18 protein-coding genes, 3 tRNA genes and 1 other annotated feature (1 of these 22 cut by a window edge) are annotated in these 16,559 nt (G+C 35.7%); of the genes, 4 read left to right on the top strand and 17 right to left on the bottom strand.

Annotated elements, in window-relative coordinates:
* Positions 1-84 (bottom strand) — a sequence feature (ribosomal protein L10 leader region); it reaches 115 nt to the left of the window's first position.
* Between the two features lie 17 nt (positions 85-101).
* The 12 genes from rplA to PGC14_RS06925 all read right to left on the bottom strand — a co-directional run bounded on the left by rplA (position 102) and on the right by PGC14_RS06925 (position 5,802).
* Positions 102-794 (bottom strand): 50S ribosomal protein L1, encoded by a 693-nt coding sequence (gene rplA, locus PGC14_RS06870; RefSeq protein WP_039764558.1) that lies wholly within the window; start codon positions 792-794, stop codon positions 102-104.
* A gap of 81 nt (positions 795-875) precedes the next feature.
* Positions 876-1,301 (bottom strand): 50S ribosomal protein L11, encoded by a 426-nt coding sequence (gene rplK / locus PGC14_RS06875; RefSeq protein WP_011917716.1) that lies wholly within the window; start codon positions 1,299-1,301, stop codon positions 876-878.
* Positions 1,302-1,338: 37 nt separating this feature from the next.
* Entirely contained in the window at positions 1,339-1,866 is a 528-nt protein-coding gene (gene nusG / locus PGC14_RS06880; RefSeq protein WP_011917717.1) for a transcription termination/antitermination protein NusG, read from the bottom strand.
* Between the two features lie 58 nt (positions 1,867-1,924).
* Positions 1,925-2,194 carry a preprotein translocase subunit SecE gene (gene secE / locus PGC14_RS06885; RefSeq protein WP_011917718.1) on the bottom strand — a complete coding sequence of 90 codons (270 nt, stop codon included), beginning with the start codon at positions 2,192-2,194 and terminating at the stop codon, positions 1,925-1,927.
* 21 nt (positions 2,195-2,215) lie between these two features.
* Entirely contained in the window at positions 2,216-2,380 is a 165-nt protein-coding gene (gene rpmG, locus PGC14_RS06890) for a 50S ribosomal protein L33 (protein ID WP_011917719.1), read from the bottom strand.
* A gap of 182 nt (positions 2,381-2,562) precedes the next feature.
* A tRNA-Thr gene (locus PGC14_RS06895) sits at positions 2,563-2,639 on the bottom strand.
* Positions 2,640-2,688: 49 nt separating this feature from the next.
* A tRNA-Gly gene (locus PGC14_RS06900) sits at positions 2,689-2,762 on the bottom strand.
* Between the two features lie 47 nt (positions 2,763-2,809).
* Entirely contained in the window at positions 2,810-3,025 is a 216-nt protein-coding gene (locus tag PGC14_RS06905; RefSeq protein ID WP_011917726.1) for a DUF1858 domain-containing protein, read from the bottom strand.
* A gap of 67 nt (positions 3,026-3,092) precedes the next feature.
* On the bottom strand, positions 3,093-3,842 hold the full coding sequence (locus PGC14_RS06910; protein WP_011917727.1) for a nucleotidyltransferase family protein: 750 nt from the start codon (positions 3,840-3,842) through the stop codon (positions 3,093-3,095).
* 17 nt (positions 3,843-3,859) lie between these two features.
* Positions 3,860-4,540 (bottom strand): GntR family transcriptional regulator, encoded by a 681-nt coding sequence (locus PGC14_RS06915; RefSeq protein ID WP_011917728.1) that lies wholly within the window; start codon positions 4,538-4,540, stop codon positions 3,860-3,862.
* Between the two features lie 14 nt (positions 4,541-4,554).
* On the bottom strand, positions 4,555-5,427 hold the full coding sequence (gene ispE, locus PGC14_RS06920; protein WP_039764565.1) for a 4-(cytidine 5'-diphospho)-2-C-methyl-D-erythritol kinase: 873 nt from the start codon (positions 5,425-5,427) through the stop codon (positions 4,555-4,557).
* A gap of 284 nt (positions 5,428-5,711) precedes the next feature.
* Positions 5,712-5,802 (bottom strand) — tRNA-Ser (locus tag PGC14_RS06925).
* A gap of 186 nt (positions 5,803-5,988) precedes the next feature.
* On the opposite strand from PGC14_RS06925, the gene asnB reads away from it, so the two are divergent.
* The 4 genes from asnB (at position 5,989) to argF (ending at position 13,161) form a co-directional block, all read left to right on the top strand.
* On the top strand, positions 5,989-7,824 hold the full coding sequence (gene asnB, locus PGC14_RS06930) for an asparagine synthase (glutamine-hydrolyzing) (RefSeq protein WP_271628519.1): 1,836 nt from the start codon (positions 5,989-5,991) through the stop codon (positions 7,822-7,824).
* Between the two features lie 125 nt (positions 7,825-7,949).
* Positions 7,950-9,020 (top strand): glutamine-hydrolyzing carbamoyl-phosphate synthase small subunit, encoded by a 1,071-nt coding sequence (gene carA, locus PGC14_RS06935; protein WP_039764569.1) that lies wholly within the window; start codon positions 7,950-7,952, stop codon positions 9,018-9,020.
* Positions 9,021-9,026: 6 nt separating this feature from the next.
* Positions 9,027-12,260: a carbamoyl-phosphate synthase (glutamine-hydrolyzing) large subunit gene (carB, locus tag PGC14_RS06940; RefSeq protein WP_271628520.1), complete on the top strand. Its 3,234-nt coding sequence runs from the start codon at positions 9,027-9,029 to the stop codon at positions 12,258-12,260.
* Positions 12,235-13,161 (top strand): ornithine carbamoyltransferase, encoded by a 927-nt coding sequence (gene argF, locus PGC14_RS06945; protein WP_011917733.1) that lies wholly within the window; start codon positions 12,235-12,237, stop codon positions 13,159-13,161. Before carB ends, argF begins: the two co-directional genes overlap by 26 nt.
* 71 nt (positions 13,162-13,232) lie before the next feature.
* Here argF and trpA read toward each other — a convergent pair whose 3' ends face one another.
* Genes trpA through PGC14_RS06970 form a run of 5 tightly spaced genes read right to left on the bottom strand, consistent with a single transcriptional unit; the run spans position 13,233 to position 16,559 of the window.
* Positions 13,233-13,994: a tryptophan synthase subunit alpha gene (gene trpA, locus PGC14_RS06950; protein ID WP_271628521.1), complete on the bottom strand. Its 762-nt coding sequence runs from the start codon at positions 13,992-13,994 to the stop codon at positions 13,233-13,235.
* Between the two features lie 2 nt (positions 13,995-13,996).
* On the bottom strand, positions 13,997-15,172 hold the full coding sequence (gene trpB, locus PGC14_RS06955) for a tryptophan synthase subunit beta (RefSeq protein ID WP_271628522.1): 1,176 nt from the start codon (positions 15,170-15,172) through the stop codon (positions 13,997-13,999).
* Entirely contained in the window at positions 15,165-15,779 is a 615-nt protein-coding gene (locus PGC14_RS06960; protein ID WP_271628523.1) for a phosphoribosylanthranilate isomerase, read from the bottom strand. The genes trpB and PGC14_RS06960 overlap by 8 nt, the downstream gene beginning before the upstream one ends.
* Positions 15,776-15,928, bottom strand: a complete 153-nt coding sequence (locus tag PGC14_RS13370) for a hypothetical protein (protein WP_271629866.1) — start codon at positions 15,926-15,928, stop codon at positions 15,776-15,778. The genes PGC14_RS06960 and PGC14_RS13370 overlap by 4 nt, the downstream gene beginning before the upstream one ends.
* Positions 15,870-16,559 (bottom strand): indole-3-glycerol phosphate synthase TrpC, encoded by a 690-nt coding sequence (locus PGC14_RS06970; protein WP_271628524.1) that lies wholly within the window; start codon positions 16,557-16,559, stop codon positions 15,870-15,872. The genes PGC14_RS13370 and PGC14_RS06970 overlap by 59 nt, the downstream gene beginning before the upstream one ends.

Consider the following 16,559-nt stretch of genomic DNA (forward strand, 5'->3'; position numbering starts at 1 on the left):
CAACCTCGGTAGGCAAACTTTAAGCAAAGCACCTTTGAAAAAGTGCTTTGCACCTACTGTCTTCGGTTGTAGAATATTCACTTTTTAATCTTCAATGAAAATTATAGAGGTTTTAATGGATTTACCTTTATGCCAGGACCCATTGTAGTTGCAACCGTAATACTCTTTATGAACTGGCCCTTTGCTGCTGCTGGTCTTGCTTTAATTATTGCATCCATAAGCGTTCTATAGTTCTCAAGAAGTTTTTCTTTACCAAATGAAACCTTCCCAATCGGACAGTGAATTATTGCAGTCTTGTCAAGCCTAAACTCCACCCTACCAGCCTTTGCTTCCTTGACAGCCTTTGCAATGTCCATTGTTACTGTTCCCGATTTCGGGTTTGGCATAAGACCTTTTGGCCCTAATACTTTACCGAGCCTTCCAACTAATCCCATCATATCAGGTGTTGCAATACATACATCAAAGTCTGTCCAACCTTCATTTTGAATCTTTGCAACAAGCTCTTCTGCACCTACATAATCAGCACCTGCTTCTTCAGCCTCTTTTGCCTTGTCACCTTTTGCAAATACCAGTACTCTTACATTCTTTCCAGTTCCATTTGGAAGGACAACTGTACCTCTTACTTGCTGGTCTGCATGTCTTGGGTCAACGTTTAATCTGACATGTACTTCAACTGTTTCGTCAAATTTAGCATAAGATGTCTTTAAAGCCAAATCAATAGCTTCTTCTGGATCATATAACTTGGTTTTGTCAACAAGCTTTGCTGCTTCTTGATACTTCTTGCCTCTGAACATTCTTACTTTAAAACCTCCTTTGTGGTATTTGCGGTTACTTTCAAATAACCTCCCACATCTAAAAACCTGTGCGAGGATAAATTAATCTTCTACAACAATTCCCATACTCTTTGCAGTACCTTCAATAGTCCTCATTGCTGCTTCTAAAGTTGCAGCAGTTAAGTCCGGCATCTTTTGTTCAGCAATCTTCCTAATTACATCTCTTTTCAAAGTAGCAACCTTTTGCTTGTTTGGCTTTGGTGAACCACTTTCAATTCCTGCAGCTTTCTTTAGCAAAACTGATGCTGGTGGAGTTTTTGTTATAAATGTAAATGACCTATCAGAATATACTGTTATAACAACTGGAATAATCAACCCAGCATCTTTCGCTGTTCTTTCATTAAACTCTTTACAAAATTGCATAATATTAACACCATGTTGACCCAATGCTGGTCCAACTGGTGGTGCTGGTGTTGCTTTTCCTGCAGGAATCTGAAGTTTAATCTGTGTCAAAACCTTTTTCGCCATATTAAGCTGTCACCTCCTATCATCCTTTTTGTCTATGTTAAAACTTTTCTACTTGGTGATAATCAAACTCAACAGGAGTCTCTCGTCCAAACAAGTTCAGCATTACCTTCACTTTTTTTCTTTCTTTGTTTATATCAATAACAGGTCCATAAAAATCTGCAAATGGACCAGCGACAATTTTCACATTATCCCCCACTTCAATGTCAAATACCTCAACAACCTCTTCTTCTTTTATCCCCATTGCCTCAATTTCTTCATCAGTAAGAGGTGTGGGCTTTGACTCAGGTCCTACAAATCCTGTTACTCCTCTGACATTCCTAATTGTATACCAGATATCATTATCCATTACTGCCTTTATTAGCACATATGAAGGAAACTTCTTTTTTTCCTTTACAATCTTTTTACCATCTTTAATCTCTGTTACAAGTTCAGTAGGAATTCTAATATCTAATATTTTATCAGAAAGATTTCTATTTTCAATTATCTTCTCTAAATTTGCTTTTACCTTATTCTCATACCCACAATAGGTATGAACAACATACCATTTTGCTCTTTTATCACTCATTTTGAAGGGCTAAAAGCCCGCCCTCCTTTTTCTTTAATTGGTTAATAAAATGGACTGATTATCTTATCTTTAGCAAGAACTTGAAAATAAGCTGTTCATATATCACATCTGCAAGTAGAATGAACACTGTGAAAAATAATGTAAATGTCAAAACAACAATGGTATGTTTAATAACCTGTTTTTGAGAAGGCCATACAACCTTCTTCATTTCAATTCTAACATCTTTAAAAAACTTTACTGTTTTTGTCCACCATTCTTTAAATGTTACCTTTTTCCTATTAGTATTAGGCTTTGTAACTGGCTTCTCTATTTTCTTCTTCTCCACCATTATCCACACATCCTCTTTCTCCTATTTGGTTTCTCTATGAAGGGTGTGCTTTCGGCAAAATTTACAGTATTTCCTGAGTTCAAGCCTGTCAGGATCGTTTTTTTTGTTCTTCTCTGTTGTGTAGTTTCTGTTCTTGCACTCTGTACATTCAAGATGGATTATCATTCTCGCTCCTTTTGCTGCCATCTTATTCTATTCACCTCCACTATCTAAAACCTTTGAAAAAAGCTGCTTTTTACTCTCTTTAAGATTTGGTATTGCAATTTTCCTTTTACCTATCAGAGCAAAAAATTAGCAAAAAAAAATAAGCCATCTTTGTCTGACTTTTTAAATCTATCATAAACAATTAAAATTGTCAATAACTAAAATGGAGCCCACGACCGGGTTCGAACCGGTGACCTCCACCTTACCAAGGTGACGCTCTGACCTACTGAGCTACGTGGGCATTTACAAAAATAAAGGGGTTTATTTACTCCCCCTTCTTTTTTTAAATCTGGAGCGGGTGATGGGAATCGAACCCACGCTACCAGCTTGGGAAGCTGGTGTTCTACCATTGAACTACACCCGCACTGCAATTATATTTTAATACTATTTTTTGAAGATGTAAAGAGTTTTTTAATCTAAAAGACCCTTACTCTTGAGATATTCATTCAGCTCATCAACAAGCTTTTGTGCGTCTATCCCATGAAGAGCACAAGCTTCTTCAATGCTCTCCCCTTGCGCTGATGGACATCCCAAACAGTGAAGTCCATTGTTCAAAAATATAGGGATAGTTCCTCTGTCAATTCTGAGCACATCCGCAATAATTGTATCAGTTGTTATCCTTGGCATCTTTTTTGCCTCCTTTATTTGGATATTGACATGTAAATATTATACCACAATTTCAATAGGAATTCTATCATTTTTTTTCAAGATAGAATTTTGCCACAGTCAAATCAGAATCCTTGTCAACGTCCTGTCCAATTTCAGGGTATGTAGAGATTATGGCTTTTGCTTTCACTTTAAAAACCTTTGAAACTCTCTTTTCAACCTTTTGAATGGAAAGTTTTTTTGTCAAAAAGAGTAAAAGAATGGTTGGCCCTATCAATCTTGCCATCGCAATAGGGTTTTTGCGCTTTTCTACAAGCTTTTCGGCAAGACTATAGCATCTGTCAAATATTGAAGGATTGATTATTATTGCATTTCCCCCTGTAAACGTCCCTTCTTTTACAGTACCATATGTTCTTTTCATTTGAGGGTACTTCTCATCATTTATACTTTTTTCAACAATAGGATAGCAAATATCAGCACCTGTTTTTATTGACTCCTCAATAAAATGGTCTATCGCCTCAGCGGTTATAAATGGTAAATCTGAAGTTAAAAATAAAATTTTTTTAGTGTCATTTAGATACTCAATTCCCTTTTTTGCATTTTTCATTATCGAAGTATCTTCTTCTACAAATTCTACCCTTGGATATTTTGTTTCAAATAAATCTTTAAGTTTCCTCGGTCCTACAACAACTATTCGCGATACATGCCTTGAGCTGCACACCGCATCTAATACATATTCAATCATGAACTTATTATTTAGCTTTATCAATGCTTTGCATTCATAAGGGGTGCCTGATTTGTTTTTATCAGACCCCGCTAATATAATAGCATTTACCATAATTTTCACCTTTTTTATTAAAATTTTAAGCTTTTAATAAGTTCCATCTCTTGATTCTTTATATGCTCTTCTGCCATCTTCTGGGCTTTTTCTATATCACCACTTAAGATTGCATCTACAATTTCTCTATGTTCGTCTAATAGTTTTTCATTTTTTCTGTATATTTCTTTTAAATAGATAATTCTAAATCTTGTAATCTGTTCACGGAGATTATTTATAATGTGTTGCAGTTTTTCATTTTTTGCTCCTATATATATTATATCATGCAGCCTAATATCATCAGTTATCATTCCTTCGATGTTTCCCAATTTGAAATTCTTCTCAAATGAAGCAAGCACTTTCTTGAGTTCCTCTTTTTCAGTCTTTGTCATTCTCTGAGTTGCAAGGCCTGCTGCTAATTTATCCAGAGCTGCTCTAATCTCTAAAACATCCATAATCTCTTTTTTAGAAATATCCGCAACATAAGCGCCTTTTCGTGGAAGCATAACCACAAGTCCTTCTAACTCAAGTTTTCTGATAGCTTCCCTGATGGGCGTTCTGGAAACACCAAGCATCTCTGCAAGCTTTATCTCCATCAGCCTCTCTCCAGGTCTCAAATCTCCATTGACAATCATATCTCTGAGTTTTTCAAACACAATCTCCCTCAAAGGCTTATAGTTTTCAATCAAAAAATAGTGTGAATCATTTTTTTCATTCATTTTTCTCACAACTCCTACTCCTCATTACTAAAAAATTCGTTTTCACACGTGGTTGTCAGAATTATTTCCTTGATAAAGACTTTAAGTCTGTCAGCAGCTTTTAGTGCATCGTATTTATTAGCAAAAATCCCAAATACAGCAGGCCCACTTCCTGTCATGACTGTGCCAAGCGCGTTGTGGTTCCTCATAATGTCTTTTACTCTGTTTATCACAGGATACTGATTGACTGTAACAGTTTCTAAAACATTACACAAATTTTTTGCAATCTCACGAATATTGCCCTCTTCAATTGCTACAATCATAGCATCTGTATTGGGTCTTTTTTTGACTTTGCTAAGGTCAAGAGCCTCATAAACAGCCTGAGTGGATACATACACTTCTGGCTTTGCTATTAGTATATTCATCTTTGGCGCTGATTTTAGTTTTTTAACCTTTTCGCCTATTCCCTCACAAAGTGCTGTACCACCAATTAAACAAAATGGAACATCAGCTCCAATTTCTCTTCCCAACTCAATTAGCTCATTTTGGCTTAAATTCAAGCCAAATAGTTTGTTTAACCCTCTTAAAACAGCCGCAGCATCAGTGCTACCACCTGCTAAGCCTGCTGAAATTGGAATATTCTTTTGAATATGTATCTTAACTCCTTCTTTTACGCCAAAACGTTCTTTGACAAGAGAGGCTGCAATGTAAGCATGGTTTTTATTGTCAGTTGGAATGTTTTCACTTGAAGTTGTAACAATTATACTATCTTCTTCTATCTTTTCAATATTTATTATATCATACAAATCCACTGTTTGCATTATTGTTCTGACTTCATGGTAACCATCATCTCTTTTTGAAAGCACATCCAATGTCAAGTTGATCTTTGCATAAGCCTTTAGTATCAATTCATTCCACACCTTTCGCAATGATGTAATTAAAAGCAAGATGTTGTATATTGTATTCTCTATTTAGTTATTTTATCAAAAAAATTGTAGAAATATTAGGAATGCTTATCAAAAATCTTATTCAAAGTGCCAAAATTAAAGAATAGGAATGTAATAAAAAAAGACCACTCTACTTAATGGTCTTAATACATAATGCTCAATTATAATATTACACTATCTATCTTAAGACTTGCAAGCCTTTTTATTAAGTCATTCCATCCAAAAAGTCTCCCTTAAAAAATTAATGGCGGAAGGGGTGGGATTCGAACCCACGGCCCGCGTAAGCGGGTCACTGGTTTTCAAGACCAGCTCCTTAAACCACTCGGACACCCTTCCGCTTATTTTCAATTCTATTTTTTTCTCAAAGCAAGATTTATTATAAAACATCTTATCGTATATGTCAATAACCCCAAAGGGAATTAAAAAGTTCAAAGCATCAGAAAACCTTAAATCACAAATTTGTTACTTGTTTAATATATTGTAAATGAAATTCTTTTTCAAGCTACGCACAAGGAGAACATCATGTGTGGAATTAGTGGCTGGGTATGTTACTGGAAGGACATTTCAAACTGTGATGACATCATAAAAAATATGGCAGATGTACTCTTACACCGTGGCCCTGATGAAGGTGGTTTTTATCTTTCAAAAAATGCTCTTTTAGGTCACAGGCGACTTACCATAATCGATCCTGAAGGTGGGAAACAACCAATGGTAAAAGAGCACAACAATCAAAAGTATATCATAGTTTACAATGGAGAGTTGTACAATACCCCAGAGCTTAAAAAAGAATTACAAACTCAAGGTTATACATTCTCTTCTTACTCTGACACAGAAGTACTTTTAACATCATATATTCACTGGAAAGAAGAGTGTGTAAAACATTTGAATGGGATATTTGCTTTCGCAGTTTATAACGAAACTACCAAGGAACTTTTTTTAGCTCGTGACCACTTAGGAGTAAAACCTCTGTTTTTCTCTTTAAAAAATGGTAACTTTTTGTTTGCTTCCGAAATCAAGGCACTCTTGAGACATCCTCTTATCTCTCCTGTAGTCGGCAAGGAAGGAGTATATGAACTTATAGGACTTTGTCCTGCAAGGTCACCCTTTTGTGCTATTTTTAAAGATATAATAGAGCTGCCTCCTGCACATTATGTCATATATGATCCAAAAGGTATAACAATAAAAGAATATTGGGAATTAAAGCCTCAAAGTATTGATAAAAATGTTGATGAAATAAAAGAGATGGTTAAAAGTCTTGTAATTGATGCAATTGAAAGACAGCTTGTATCTGACTTTGAAATTTGCTCATTCTTATCTGGTGGACTTGACTCTACAATTATTACAACAGTAGCTGCTAAAGCTTTAAAAAGAGAATGCAAAACGTTAAAGACATTTTCCATTGATTATAAAGAAAATAAACGGTATTACACCTTTAATATGTTTCAGCCCACGCTTGATACAGACTTTGCAAAAATAGCTTCGAAAGAAATTGGAACAGAACACACCATAATTGAAATTGACAACGATTTACTCTCAGAAAGTCTTTATCAAGCCACAGTTGCAAATGATCTTCCAGGAATGGCCGACATTGATTCATCACTTTTGCTATTTACAAAAGAAGTGAGAAAATATGCAAAAGTAGCTCTTTCCGGTGAATGTGCCGATGAGATTTTTGGCGGATACCCATGGTATTGGAACAGCATTTACAAAGATGTAAGTACCTTTCCATGGTCGCCATCCTTGGATTTTAGGTTAAAACTCCTGTCTCAAAAATATTCAAAAGATGAGCTTAAAGAGTATGTAAATTCTAAATATCAGCAATCAATTTCAAAAATTATTTTACCAGAATCTGATCCGGAAGAAGAACTAAGTCAAAGGATCCTCTATTATCTAAACGTCAAATGGTTTATGCTCACTCTCTTAAACAGAAAAGACAGAATGAGTATGACAAACTCTCTTGAGGTAAGAGTCCCGTTTGCAGACTATAGACTTGTTGAATTTCTCTACAACATTCCGTGGAAAGTAAAATATCTCGAAAATGCAGAAAAAGGACTTCTAAGAAGTGCATTTGAAGGCTTAATACCTGAAATTGCAAGAAATCGCAAAAAGAGTCCTTATCCAAAAACCTATAATCCAAGATATTTAAAAAATGTAAGTGAAAAAGTCAAAAAGATTGTAGAATCTCCTTCACCAATTTTTGAAATTATCAATAAAGAGCAGCTCAAAGAAATTTTAGATAATCTTAACTTTACATTTGAAAAACCATGGTTTGGGCAGCTCATGACACTTCCTCAGTTTTTTGGATATATTGTACAACTTGACTTTTGGATAAAAAACTATAATGTCAACTTCGAATAAAAATAAAATTGTTGTTGTATTTTTATTCACTTTGAGATATAATTTTATCAGGCAATATTTAAGTATTGAAGTTACGATGTTATTTTGGTACTCTTATATACAAAAAGTCAAAAAGGAGAATGAAAATGAAGAAAGCAATACTTGTTTTAGAAGATGGACTTACATTTGAAGGAATCTCACTTGGTGCAGAAGGTGAAACAATTGGTGAGGTTGTTTTCAATACATGTATGACAGGTTATCAAGAGGTACTCACAGACCCTTCTTATAATGGACAGATTGTCACAATGACTTACCCTTTAATAGGAAATTATGGAATAAACGATGAAGATGTTGAATCATACAAACCTCACGTTGAAGGTTTTATTGTAAGAGAAGCATGTAAAGCACCTTCTAACTTTAGATCAAAAAAGACGTTAGACGAGTATCTAAAAGAACATGGTATAGTTGCAATTGAAGGAGTTGATACACGTGCAATTACAGAGTATATAAGAAACAAAGGTTCTATGTTTGGAATAATTTCAACAGAAACTGATAACAAAGAGCTTCTTTTGAATAAAATTGCAGAATACAAGAATCAAAAACCTCATTTAGTAAAAGAAGTCTCAACTAAAGAAATGTATAGAATAAAAGGAAATGGCAAGAGGGTTGCCGTCCTTGACTTTGGAATAAAGCAGAATATATTAAGAGAGCTGTCAAAAAGAGGACTTGATCTGTATGTTTTTCCATACAATGCTTCACTTGATGAAGTAATGAAAGTAAATCCAGATGGATTTGTATTTTCAAACGGCCCGGGTGATCCTACTGATCTTGAAGAAATATTTGATACTCTAAAAAGTATTATAAGCCTCAAAAAGCCTATCCTTGGAATATGTTTAGGACATCAGCTTTTGGGCCTTTGTTTAGGACTTAAGACATATAAGCTAAAATTTGGTCACCATGGTGGAAATCATCCCGTAAAAGATTTAACAACTGGCAAAGTCTACATTACCTCACAAAATCACAACTATGCAATTGAGTACAAAGAATATGACAAAATAAAGATAACCCATATAAATGTCAATGACAAAACTGTTGAAGGATTTGCTCATTTAGACCTTCCAATTGTTTCTGTTCAATACCACCCTGAGGCAAGCCCTGGTCCACATGATTCAAAATACATCTTTGACCAATATACAAAGCTTTTGAATGGAGTGTAGCAAAAGATGCCAAAGAGAGAAGATATAAAAAAGGTTTTAATCATTGGTTCTGGACCAATTGTAATTGGGCAGGCTGCTGAGTTTGACTATTCAGGGACTCAGGCCTGCCGTGCTTTAAAAGAAGAAGGGATAGAGGTTGTACTTGTCAACTCAAATCCAGCAACAATTATGACAGACACTGAAATAGCTGACAGAGTGTATATTGAGCCAATCTCTGTTGACTATATTGAAGAAATAATAAAAAAAGAAAGGCCACAGGGACTTTTGGCAGGACTTGGCGGACAGACTGCTTTAAACATGGCATTTGAATTAGCTGAAGCCGGTGTGCTTGATAAATACAATGTAAAACTATTGGGAACATCATTAGAAACAATCAAAAAAGCAGAAGACAGAGAGCTTTTCAAAAAGACAATGCTTGAGATAGGCGAGCCAGTACCCAAGAGTATCATTGCACATAATGTGGAAGAAGCTTTAGAATTTGCAAAAGAGGTTGGGTATCCTGTAATTGTCCGCCCTGCATATACTCTTGGTGGCACAGGTGGCGGAATCGCTCATAATGAAGAAGAACTCAAATATATCGCAAGTAAAGGTTTGAAACTTTCTCTAATTCATCAGGTTTTGATTGAGCAAAGCGTTCTTGGGTGGAAAGAAATAGAATACGAAGTGATGAGAGATAGTCAAGACAACTGTATTACTGTGTGCAACATGGAAAACATTGACCCAGTTGGAATTCACACAGGTGACAGTATTGTTGTTGCTCCATCCCAGACGCTCTCTGACAAAGAATATCAAATGCTAAGAAGCGCAGCATTAAATATTATCAGAAGTCTCAAAATTGAAGGTGGCTGCAATGTGCAGTTTGCCCTAAATCCAAACAGTATGGAATATGTTGTTATTGAAGTAAATCCAAGGGTGAGCCGTTCTTCTGCCTTAGCATCAAAAGCAACAGGTTACCCTATTGCTCGAATCGCAGCAAAGATTGCAATAGGTCTTACACTTGATGAGATAATAAATCCAATTACTCAAAACACATATGCAAGTTTTGAGCCTTCTATTGACTATGTAGTTGTAAAAGTTCCACGTTGGCCTTTTGACAAGTTTGAAAAAGCTGATAGAAGACTGGGAACACAAATGAAATCAACAGGCGAGGTAATGGCAATCGGAAGAACATTTGAAGAAGCATTTTTAAAAGCAATTGATTCATTAGATGTCAAAATAAATTACCAGCTTGGACTTAAAAAATTTGAGGAAATGAAAGATGATGAACTTTTGGAGTATATAAAAATCCCCAATGATGAAAGGGTATTTGCAATTTGTGAAGCACTGGCAAGAAACTATGATCCCAAATTTTTAAGTGAGCTTAGCAAAATTGATTTGTTCTTCATACAAAAATTCAAAAATATTGTAGAGGTGTCAAAACAGCTTAAAAAGTATGACCTTGACTCTTTGCCCTACGACCTTTTAAAAAAGGCAAAAAGGCTTGGTTTTGGCGATTCTTATATTGCAAACCTTCTAAAAGAAGACGTAGATGATGTAATTGAAATAAGAGAAAAGTGTAAATTAAAACCTTCATTTAAAATGGTTGATACATGTGCGGGTGAGTTTGAGGCAAAAACTCCCTACTTTTACTCAACATATGAAAGTGAAACCGACCTTCAAGTTAGCTCAAACAAAAAAGCAATAGTTATTGGCTCTGGTCCTATTAGAATTGGGCAAGGCATTGAATTTGACTATTGCTGTGTGCATTCAATATTTGCGCTCAAAGAAGAAGGTGTTGAGGCAATAATAATAAACAACAATCCTGAAACTGTTTCAACAGACTTTGACACATCTGACAAGCTCTTTTTTGAACCTCTTACAAAAGAGTGCGTACTTGATATTATAAAGCAAGAAAAACCTATGGGCGTAATTGTCCAGTTTGGTGGGCAGACAGCTATCAATATGGCTTCTTACCTTGCTAAAAATGGAGTAAAGATTTTAGGAACATCAATGGAAAGCATTGACATCGCTGAGGACAGAGACAAATTTTTGAATCTTTTAAAATCTCTTGGGATACCTTATCCTCAAGGCGGCTCTGCTTACAACTTAGAAGATGCAATTAAAGTAGCTGAGCAGATTGGCTATCCTGTTTTGGTAAGGCCATCTTATGTACTTGGTGGAAGGGCAATGGAAATAGTCTATAACAGACAAGAACTTGAAAGGTACATTAAAGCAGCAATGGAAATTTCTATAAAGCATCCTATTTTGATTGACAAGTATATCGTTGGCAAAGAGGCAGAGGTTGATGGAATTTCTGATGGTGAAGACGTTTTAATCCCTGGTATTATGGAACATATTGAAAGAGCTGGCGTTCACTCAGGTGACAGCATGGCAGTCTTCCCTCCTCATACACTTTCAGAAAGGGTAAAAGAAAAGATTATTGATTACACAATAAAACTTGCACGTGCCCTCAAAGTTGTTGGACTTTTTAACATCCAGTTTGTAATTGACAAGGATGAAAATGTATATGTCATCGAGGTAAATCCAAGAGCAAGCAGGACCGTGCCAATCTTGAGCAAAGTAACAGGAATTCCAATGATAAAGATTGCCACAAAATTGATACTCGGTAAAAAACTTAAAGATTTGGGATACAGAACTGGTCTTGTAAAAGAGCCTGACTTTTTCGCAGTAAAAGCACCTGTATTTTCATTCTCAAAACTCTCGAAAGTGGATGCGTATTTAGGACCAGAGATGAAATCAACAGGTGAAGTACTTGGAATTTCTAAAAATCTTAAGGTTGCTCTTTACAAAGCTTTTGTTGCATCAAATCATAAGTTTGTAAAAGAGGGTAGTTGTTTTATCATGGCACCTGAGAGTGAAAGAGATTCAATTTTGCAGATTATAAGAAAACTGTATGAAATAAACTATAGAGTATATCTGCCTGAAAGTATGAAAAATATTGTAAAAGGTTTAAATGTCCAGTTTATAGATGAGAAAATTGCTGAAAAAATGCTAATGGAAGATAAATTTTCATTTATTATAAACATTCCATCAAAAGATTCAAATTACGAATTTGGGTTCAAAATGCGAAGACTTTCTGTTGAGTTTGGCATCACTACCCTGACCTCAATTGATACAGCAACTTACTATGTAGACGTACTGACATCACTTGATGAGCTTGAAAGAGATATCTACTGTTTAAATGATTTATTCAAAGGAGAAAGGATGAAACAATATGAGACATTTTCTTTCCTTAAATGAATTGACAAAAGATGAGATATTGTACTTGGTTGACCTTGCTTGTAGGCTAAAAAGTGAAGTAAAAAGAGGCTTTTTCTTTCCTTACCTTAAACACAAGGCATTAGGTTTGATTTTTACTAAGGCTTCTACACGAACAAGGGTATCATTTGAGGTGGGAATCAATCAGCTGGGTGGATACTCGCTCTATCTTAGTAAAAATGATTTGCAGCTTGGCCGCGGTGAGACAATAGAAGATACTGCAAAGGTTTTGTCAAGGTATCTTGATTTGATTGTAATTCGAACATATGCTCAAAGTGAGGTTGAAGAATTTGCAAAGTATTCTTCAATCCCTGTTATAAATGGTCTTACAGATGACTATCACCCAACTCAGATAATAGCTGATTTTCAGACAATCTTTGAGGAAAAAGGAAGACTAAAAGATTTGAAAATTGCCTACATTGGCGATGGAAATAATGTTGCAGCAACACTTTTGGTAGGTGCAAGTAAACTTGGACTTGATATAGCAGTGGCAACACCAAAAGGATATGAAATAAAAAAAGAAGTTGTTGACTTTGCTAAAGATGAGGCAAAGAGAAGTGGTAGCAATCTTATATTTACCGACAATCCAAAAGAGGCTGTAAAAGATGCAGATGTTGTCTACACAGACACGTGGGTTTCGATGGGGCAAGAAGAGGAAAAAGAAAAGAGGATAAAAGATTTTGAAGGTTACCAGGTAACTCAAGAGCTAATGAAACTTGCAAAAGAGGATGCAATATTCTTGCACTGTCTTCCTGCTTATAGAGGTTTTGAAGTTACTCCTGAGGTTATTGACGGTCCTCAATCCAAAGTTTTTGATGAGGCTGAAAACAGGCTTCATGCCCACAAGGCTATTATGGTGTTTGTGTGTTTAGGGAGAATATGAAATGATTTAAAAAAAAGGGCTCCATATCAACAGCCAAAAAAATTGATATGGAGCCCTATTGTTTTTGTTTTCTATAAAACACTTCTAATTGTTTCTAAGAAACTTACTAAATCTTCCTTTCCCTCATCAATCTTATTTATAATAGCACTTCCGATGACAATGCCGTCTGCTACCCCTTTAAGCCTCAGTACATCTTCTTTGCTCTTGATTCCAAACCCTACAGCAAGAGGTGTTGAAGTAACTTTTTTTAGTTCACTTAATAGTTCGTAAATGCTTTTGTCAATTTCGCCTTTAAAGCCTGTAACACCTTTTCTTGTAACACAGTAAACAAACCCTTTTGAAGTTTTTGCAATCATTTTTGCTCTTTCAATTGAGCTTATAGATACAAGGTCAATATAATGTACTCCATTTTCCCTGCAAGCAGCCTTAAACTCAGCGCTTTCTTCATACGAAACATCAGGTATAATCACTGCATCTGCACCAAAGTCTTTGCAGTCTTTGAAAAACTTTTCAATTCCCCTTTTGTAAACTGTATTTGCATAAAGCATTATTGCAATGGGCTTGTCCTTTTTAAACTTTTCAATGCTATAAAAAAGATGGTCTAATTTTACATCTTCTTTCAAGGCCTTAACCGACGCTCTTTGAATAACCTCACCATCTGCAATAGGATCAGAAAATGGAAAGCCAAGCTCCAAAACATCTACATATGAATAGATAAGCTTTATATAATCAAGAGTTTCCTCCTTAGTTGGATAGCCAAATGTTGTATAACCTATAAACGCCTTTTTCCCTTTCATTTTTAGCTCCTCAAATTTCTTATCAATCAAATTCACCTTTAATCTTCCCTCCAAAACTGTAAAATAGTAGCAATATCCTTATCTCCTCTTCCAGAAAGATTTATAACAACCACATCGTCTTTTTTGAACATACCATTTCTTGCCCTTCTTACAACCTCTGCAATGGCATGAGAGCTCTCTAAAGCAGGAATAATCCCTTCCAACTTACACAAAAGCAAAAATGCCTCTACTGCCTTTTCATCTTCTATTCCCACATACTCAACTCTTCCTACCTCTTTTAAGTAAGCGTGTTCAGGACCAACCCCTGGATAGTCAAGCCCTGCTGAAATTGAGTGTGTATTTAAAATCTGGCCATCTTCATCCTGCAGTACATACGTCTTTGCACCATGAAGGATGCCCACAGAGCCGCTGCAAAGTGTTGCAGCAGTCTTTCCGGTATTCACACCTTCGCCTGCACCTTCAACACCTATCAGCTTTACCTCAGGCTCATCTAAAAAGGCAGAAAAAATACCAATTGCGTTTGACCCACCACCCACACATGCAAAAACATAGTTAGGGAGTCTTCCCTCCTGTTCTAAAATTTGCTTTTTTGTCTCATTGCCAATAACACTTTGAAAATACCTTACTATCCTTGGAAAAGGGTGTGGTCCTGCAGCAGTACCAAAAAGATAAAAAGTGTAATCATATGTCTCACTCCAGTCACGCATTGCTTCGTTTATAGCATCTTTTAACGTTTTGCTACCTTTGTCAACTACTCTGACACTGCTGCCAAGCATTTTCATTCTCTGCACATTATGATACTGCCTTTTTGCATCCTCTTCGCCCATGAATATCTCACATTCCATGCCAAAAAGTGCTGCAACTGTAGCTGTTGCAACACCGTGTTGACCTGCACCTGTTTCAGCAATGAGTCTTTTCTTGCCCATGTGCTTTGCTAAAAGTGCTTGGCCTATACAGTTGTTTATCTTATGAGCGCCTGTGTGGTTCAGATCTTCTCTTTTTAGGTATATCTTGACACCAAGGTGTTTACTCAAATTTTTTGCCCAGTAGAGGGGAGATGGTCTTCCCACATAATTTTTGAGATAAAACTCATATTCAGATTTAAAATTTTCATCTTCGATTAGTCTCACAAACTCTTTTTCTATTTCTAAAAGAGCCGGCATCAATGTTTCTGGTGCATACATGCCACCAAACCTGCCAAAATACCTATCCATTTTTAACTTCACCAACCTTGCATTTTGTTAATTTTTCCATGATAGTTTTCATTTTGTTAAAATCTTTAAATCCATTTGTCTCTATCCCTGAACTAACATCAACCCCAAGAGGATTGAGCGCAAGATATTTTTCAATATTTTCGGGTGTAATTCCCCCTGCAATGATAAAATCAAAATCGGCATTTTTTGCAAGCTTTATTATATCTACATCCTTTCCTTTTGGTCTGTCGAGAAGAATAAAGTCTGCTATGTCCTTATAAATTTTTGATCTTTCAATGTCATTTATATTCTCTACCTCAACTGCTTTAATAATCTTGAAACCCTGGCTTTTTAAGCATGTGATAAACTCGATACTTTCACTGCCATGTAGTTGTATAAAGTCAAGTTTTAAATCTTTACTGATACTTAAGACTTCGCTGAGAGTTTGGTTCTTGAAAACTCCAACTGATTTTATAGAAGAATTTTTCATGGCCAGCAGTTTCTTCGCAATGTCTTTTTCAACTTTCCTTGGACTGTCGGCAAAGATCAAACCTATCATAGTGGGATTTAAGATGTTGCAGTACTCAACATCTTCTTCTCTTCTTATTCCGCAGAACTTCACTATCATATTCTCTCACCAATTATCTCAACAGGATTTTGAGTCTTCATAAAAGATGTTCCTATAAGACAGCCATCTACACCCAAAGAACGGATATACTCAAAGTCTTCTCTTGATTTTATCCCACTTTCGCTTATGACTGCTACATCTTTTGGAATATATTTTAAAAGTCTTTCTGTTTTTTTTAAGGTCAATTGTTAAATCATTCAAATTTCTGTTATTAATCCCTATCAATTTAGCCCCGCAATTTAAAGCTTTTTCAATCTCATATTCGTTTTCAACTTCAACAAGAGGAACAATGTCAAGAATCTCTAACACCTTTATAAAAATGCCAAGCTGCTTCTCATTCAAGGCTTTTGTGATAAGCAAAGCGGCATCTGCACCTATCATCTTTGTCTGGTACAGCTGCCATATGTCGATGATGAAATCCTTCCTCAAAATAGGAAGAGAAGTAGCACTTTTGACATCCATCAAGTCCTGTTCAGAGCCTTTAAAAAAGTTTTTTTCTGTCAGCACAGATATTGCAAAAAACCCTAAGCTCTCGTAAAGCTTTGCCATTCCTTTGACATCAACCTTTTCAGAAATTATACCTTCAGATGGAGATGCACGCTTTATTTCACCAATGATACAAAAATTCTCTTTTTTAAAGATATTCCTGAACTTGTTCTCACAAGATGTAGAAGTGCATTTTTCAATAGCTAATTTTTTCATTTTTTCAACTGGAACTAATTGTTTGCACTTTTCGACTTCTTTCTTCTTGACCTCTAATATCTTTTCAAGTACACTCAC

The organism is Caldicellulosiruptor sp. DIB 104C (assembly GCF_028198085.1).
In the GTDB taxonomy this organism is placed as follows: Bacteria; Bacillota; Thermoanaerobacteria; order Caldicellulosiruptorales; family Caldicellulosiruptoraceae; genus Caldicellulosiruptor; species Caldicellulosiruptor saccharolyticus.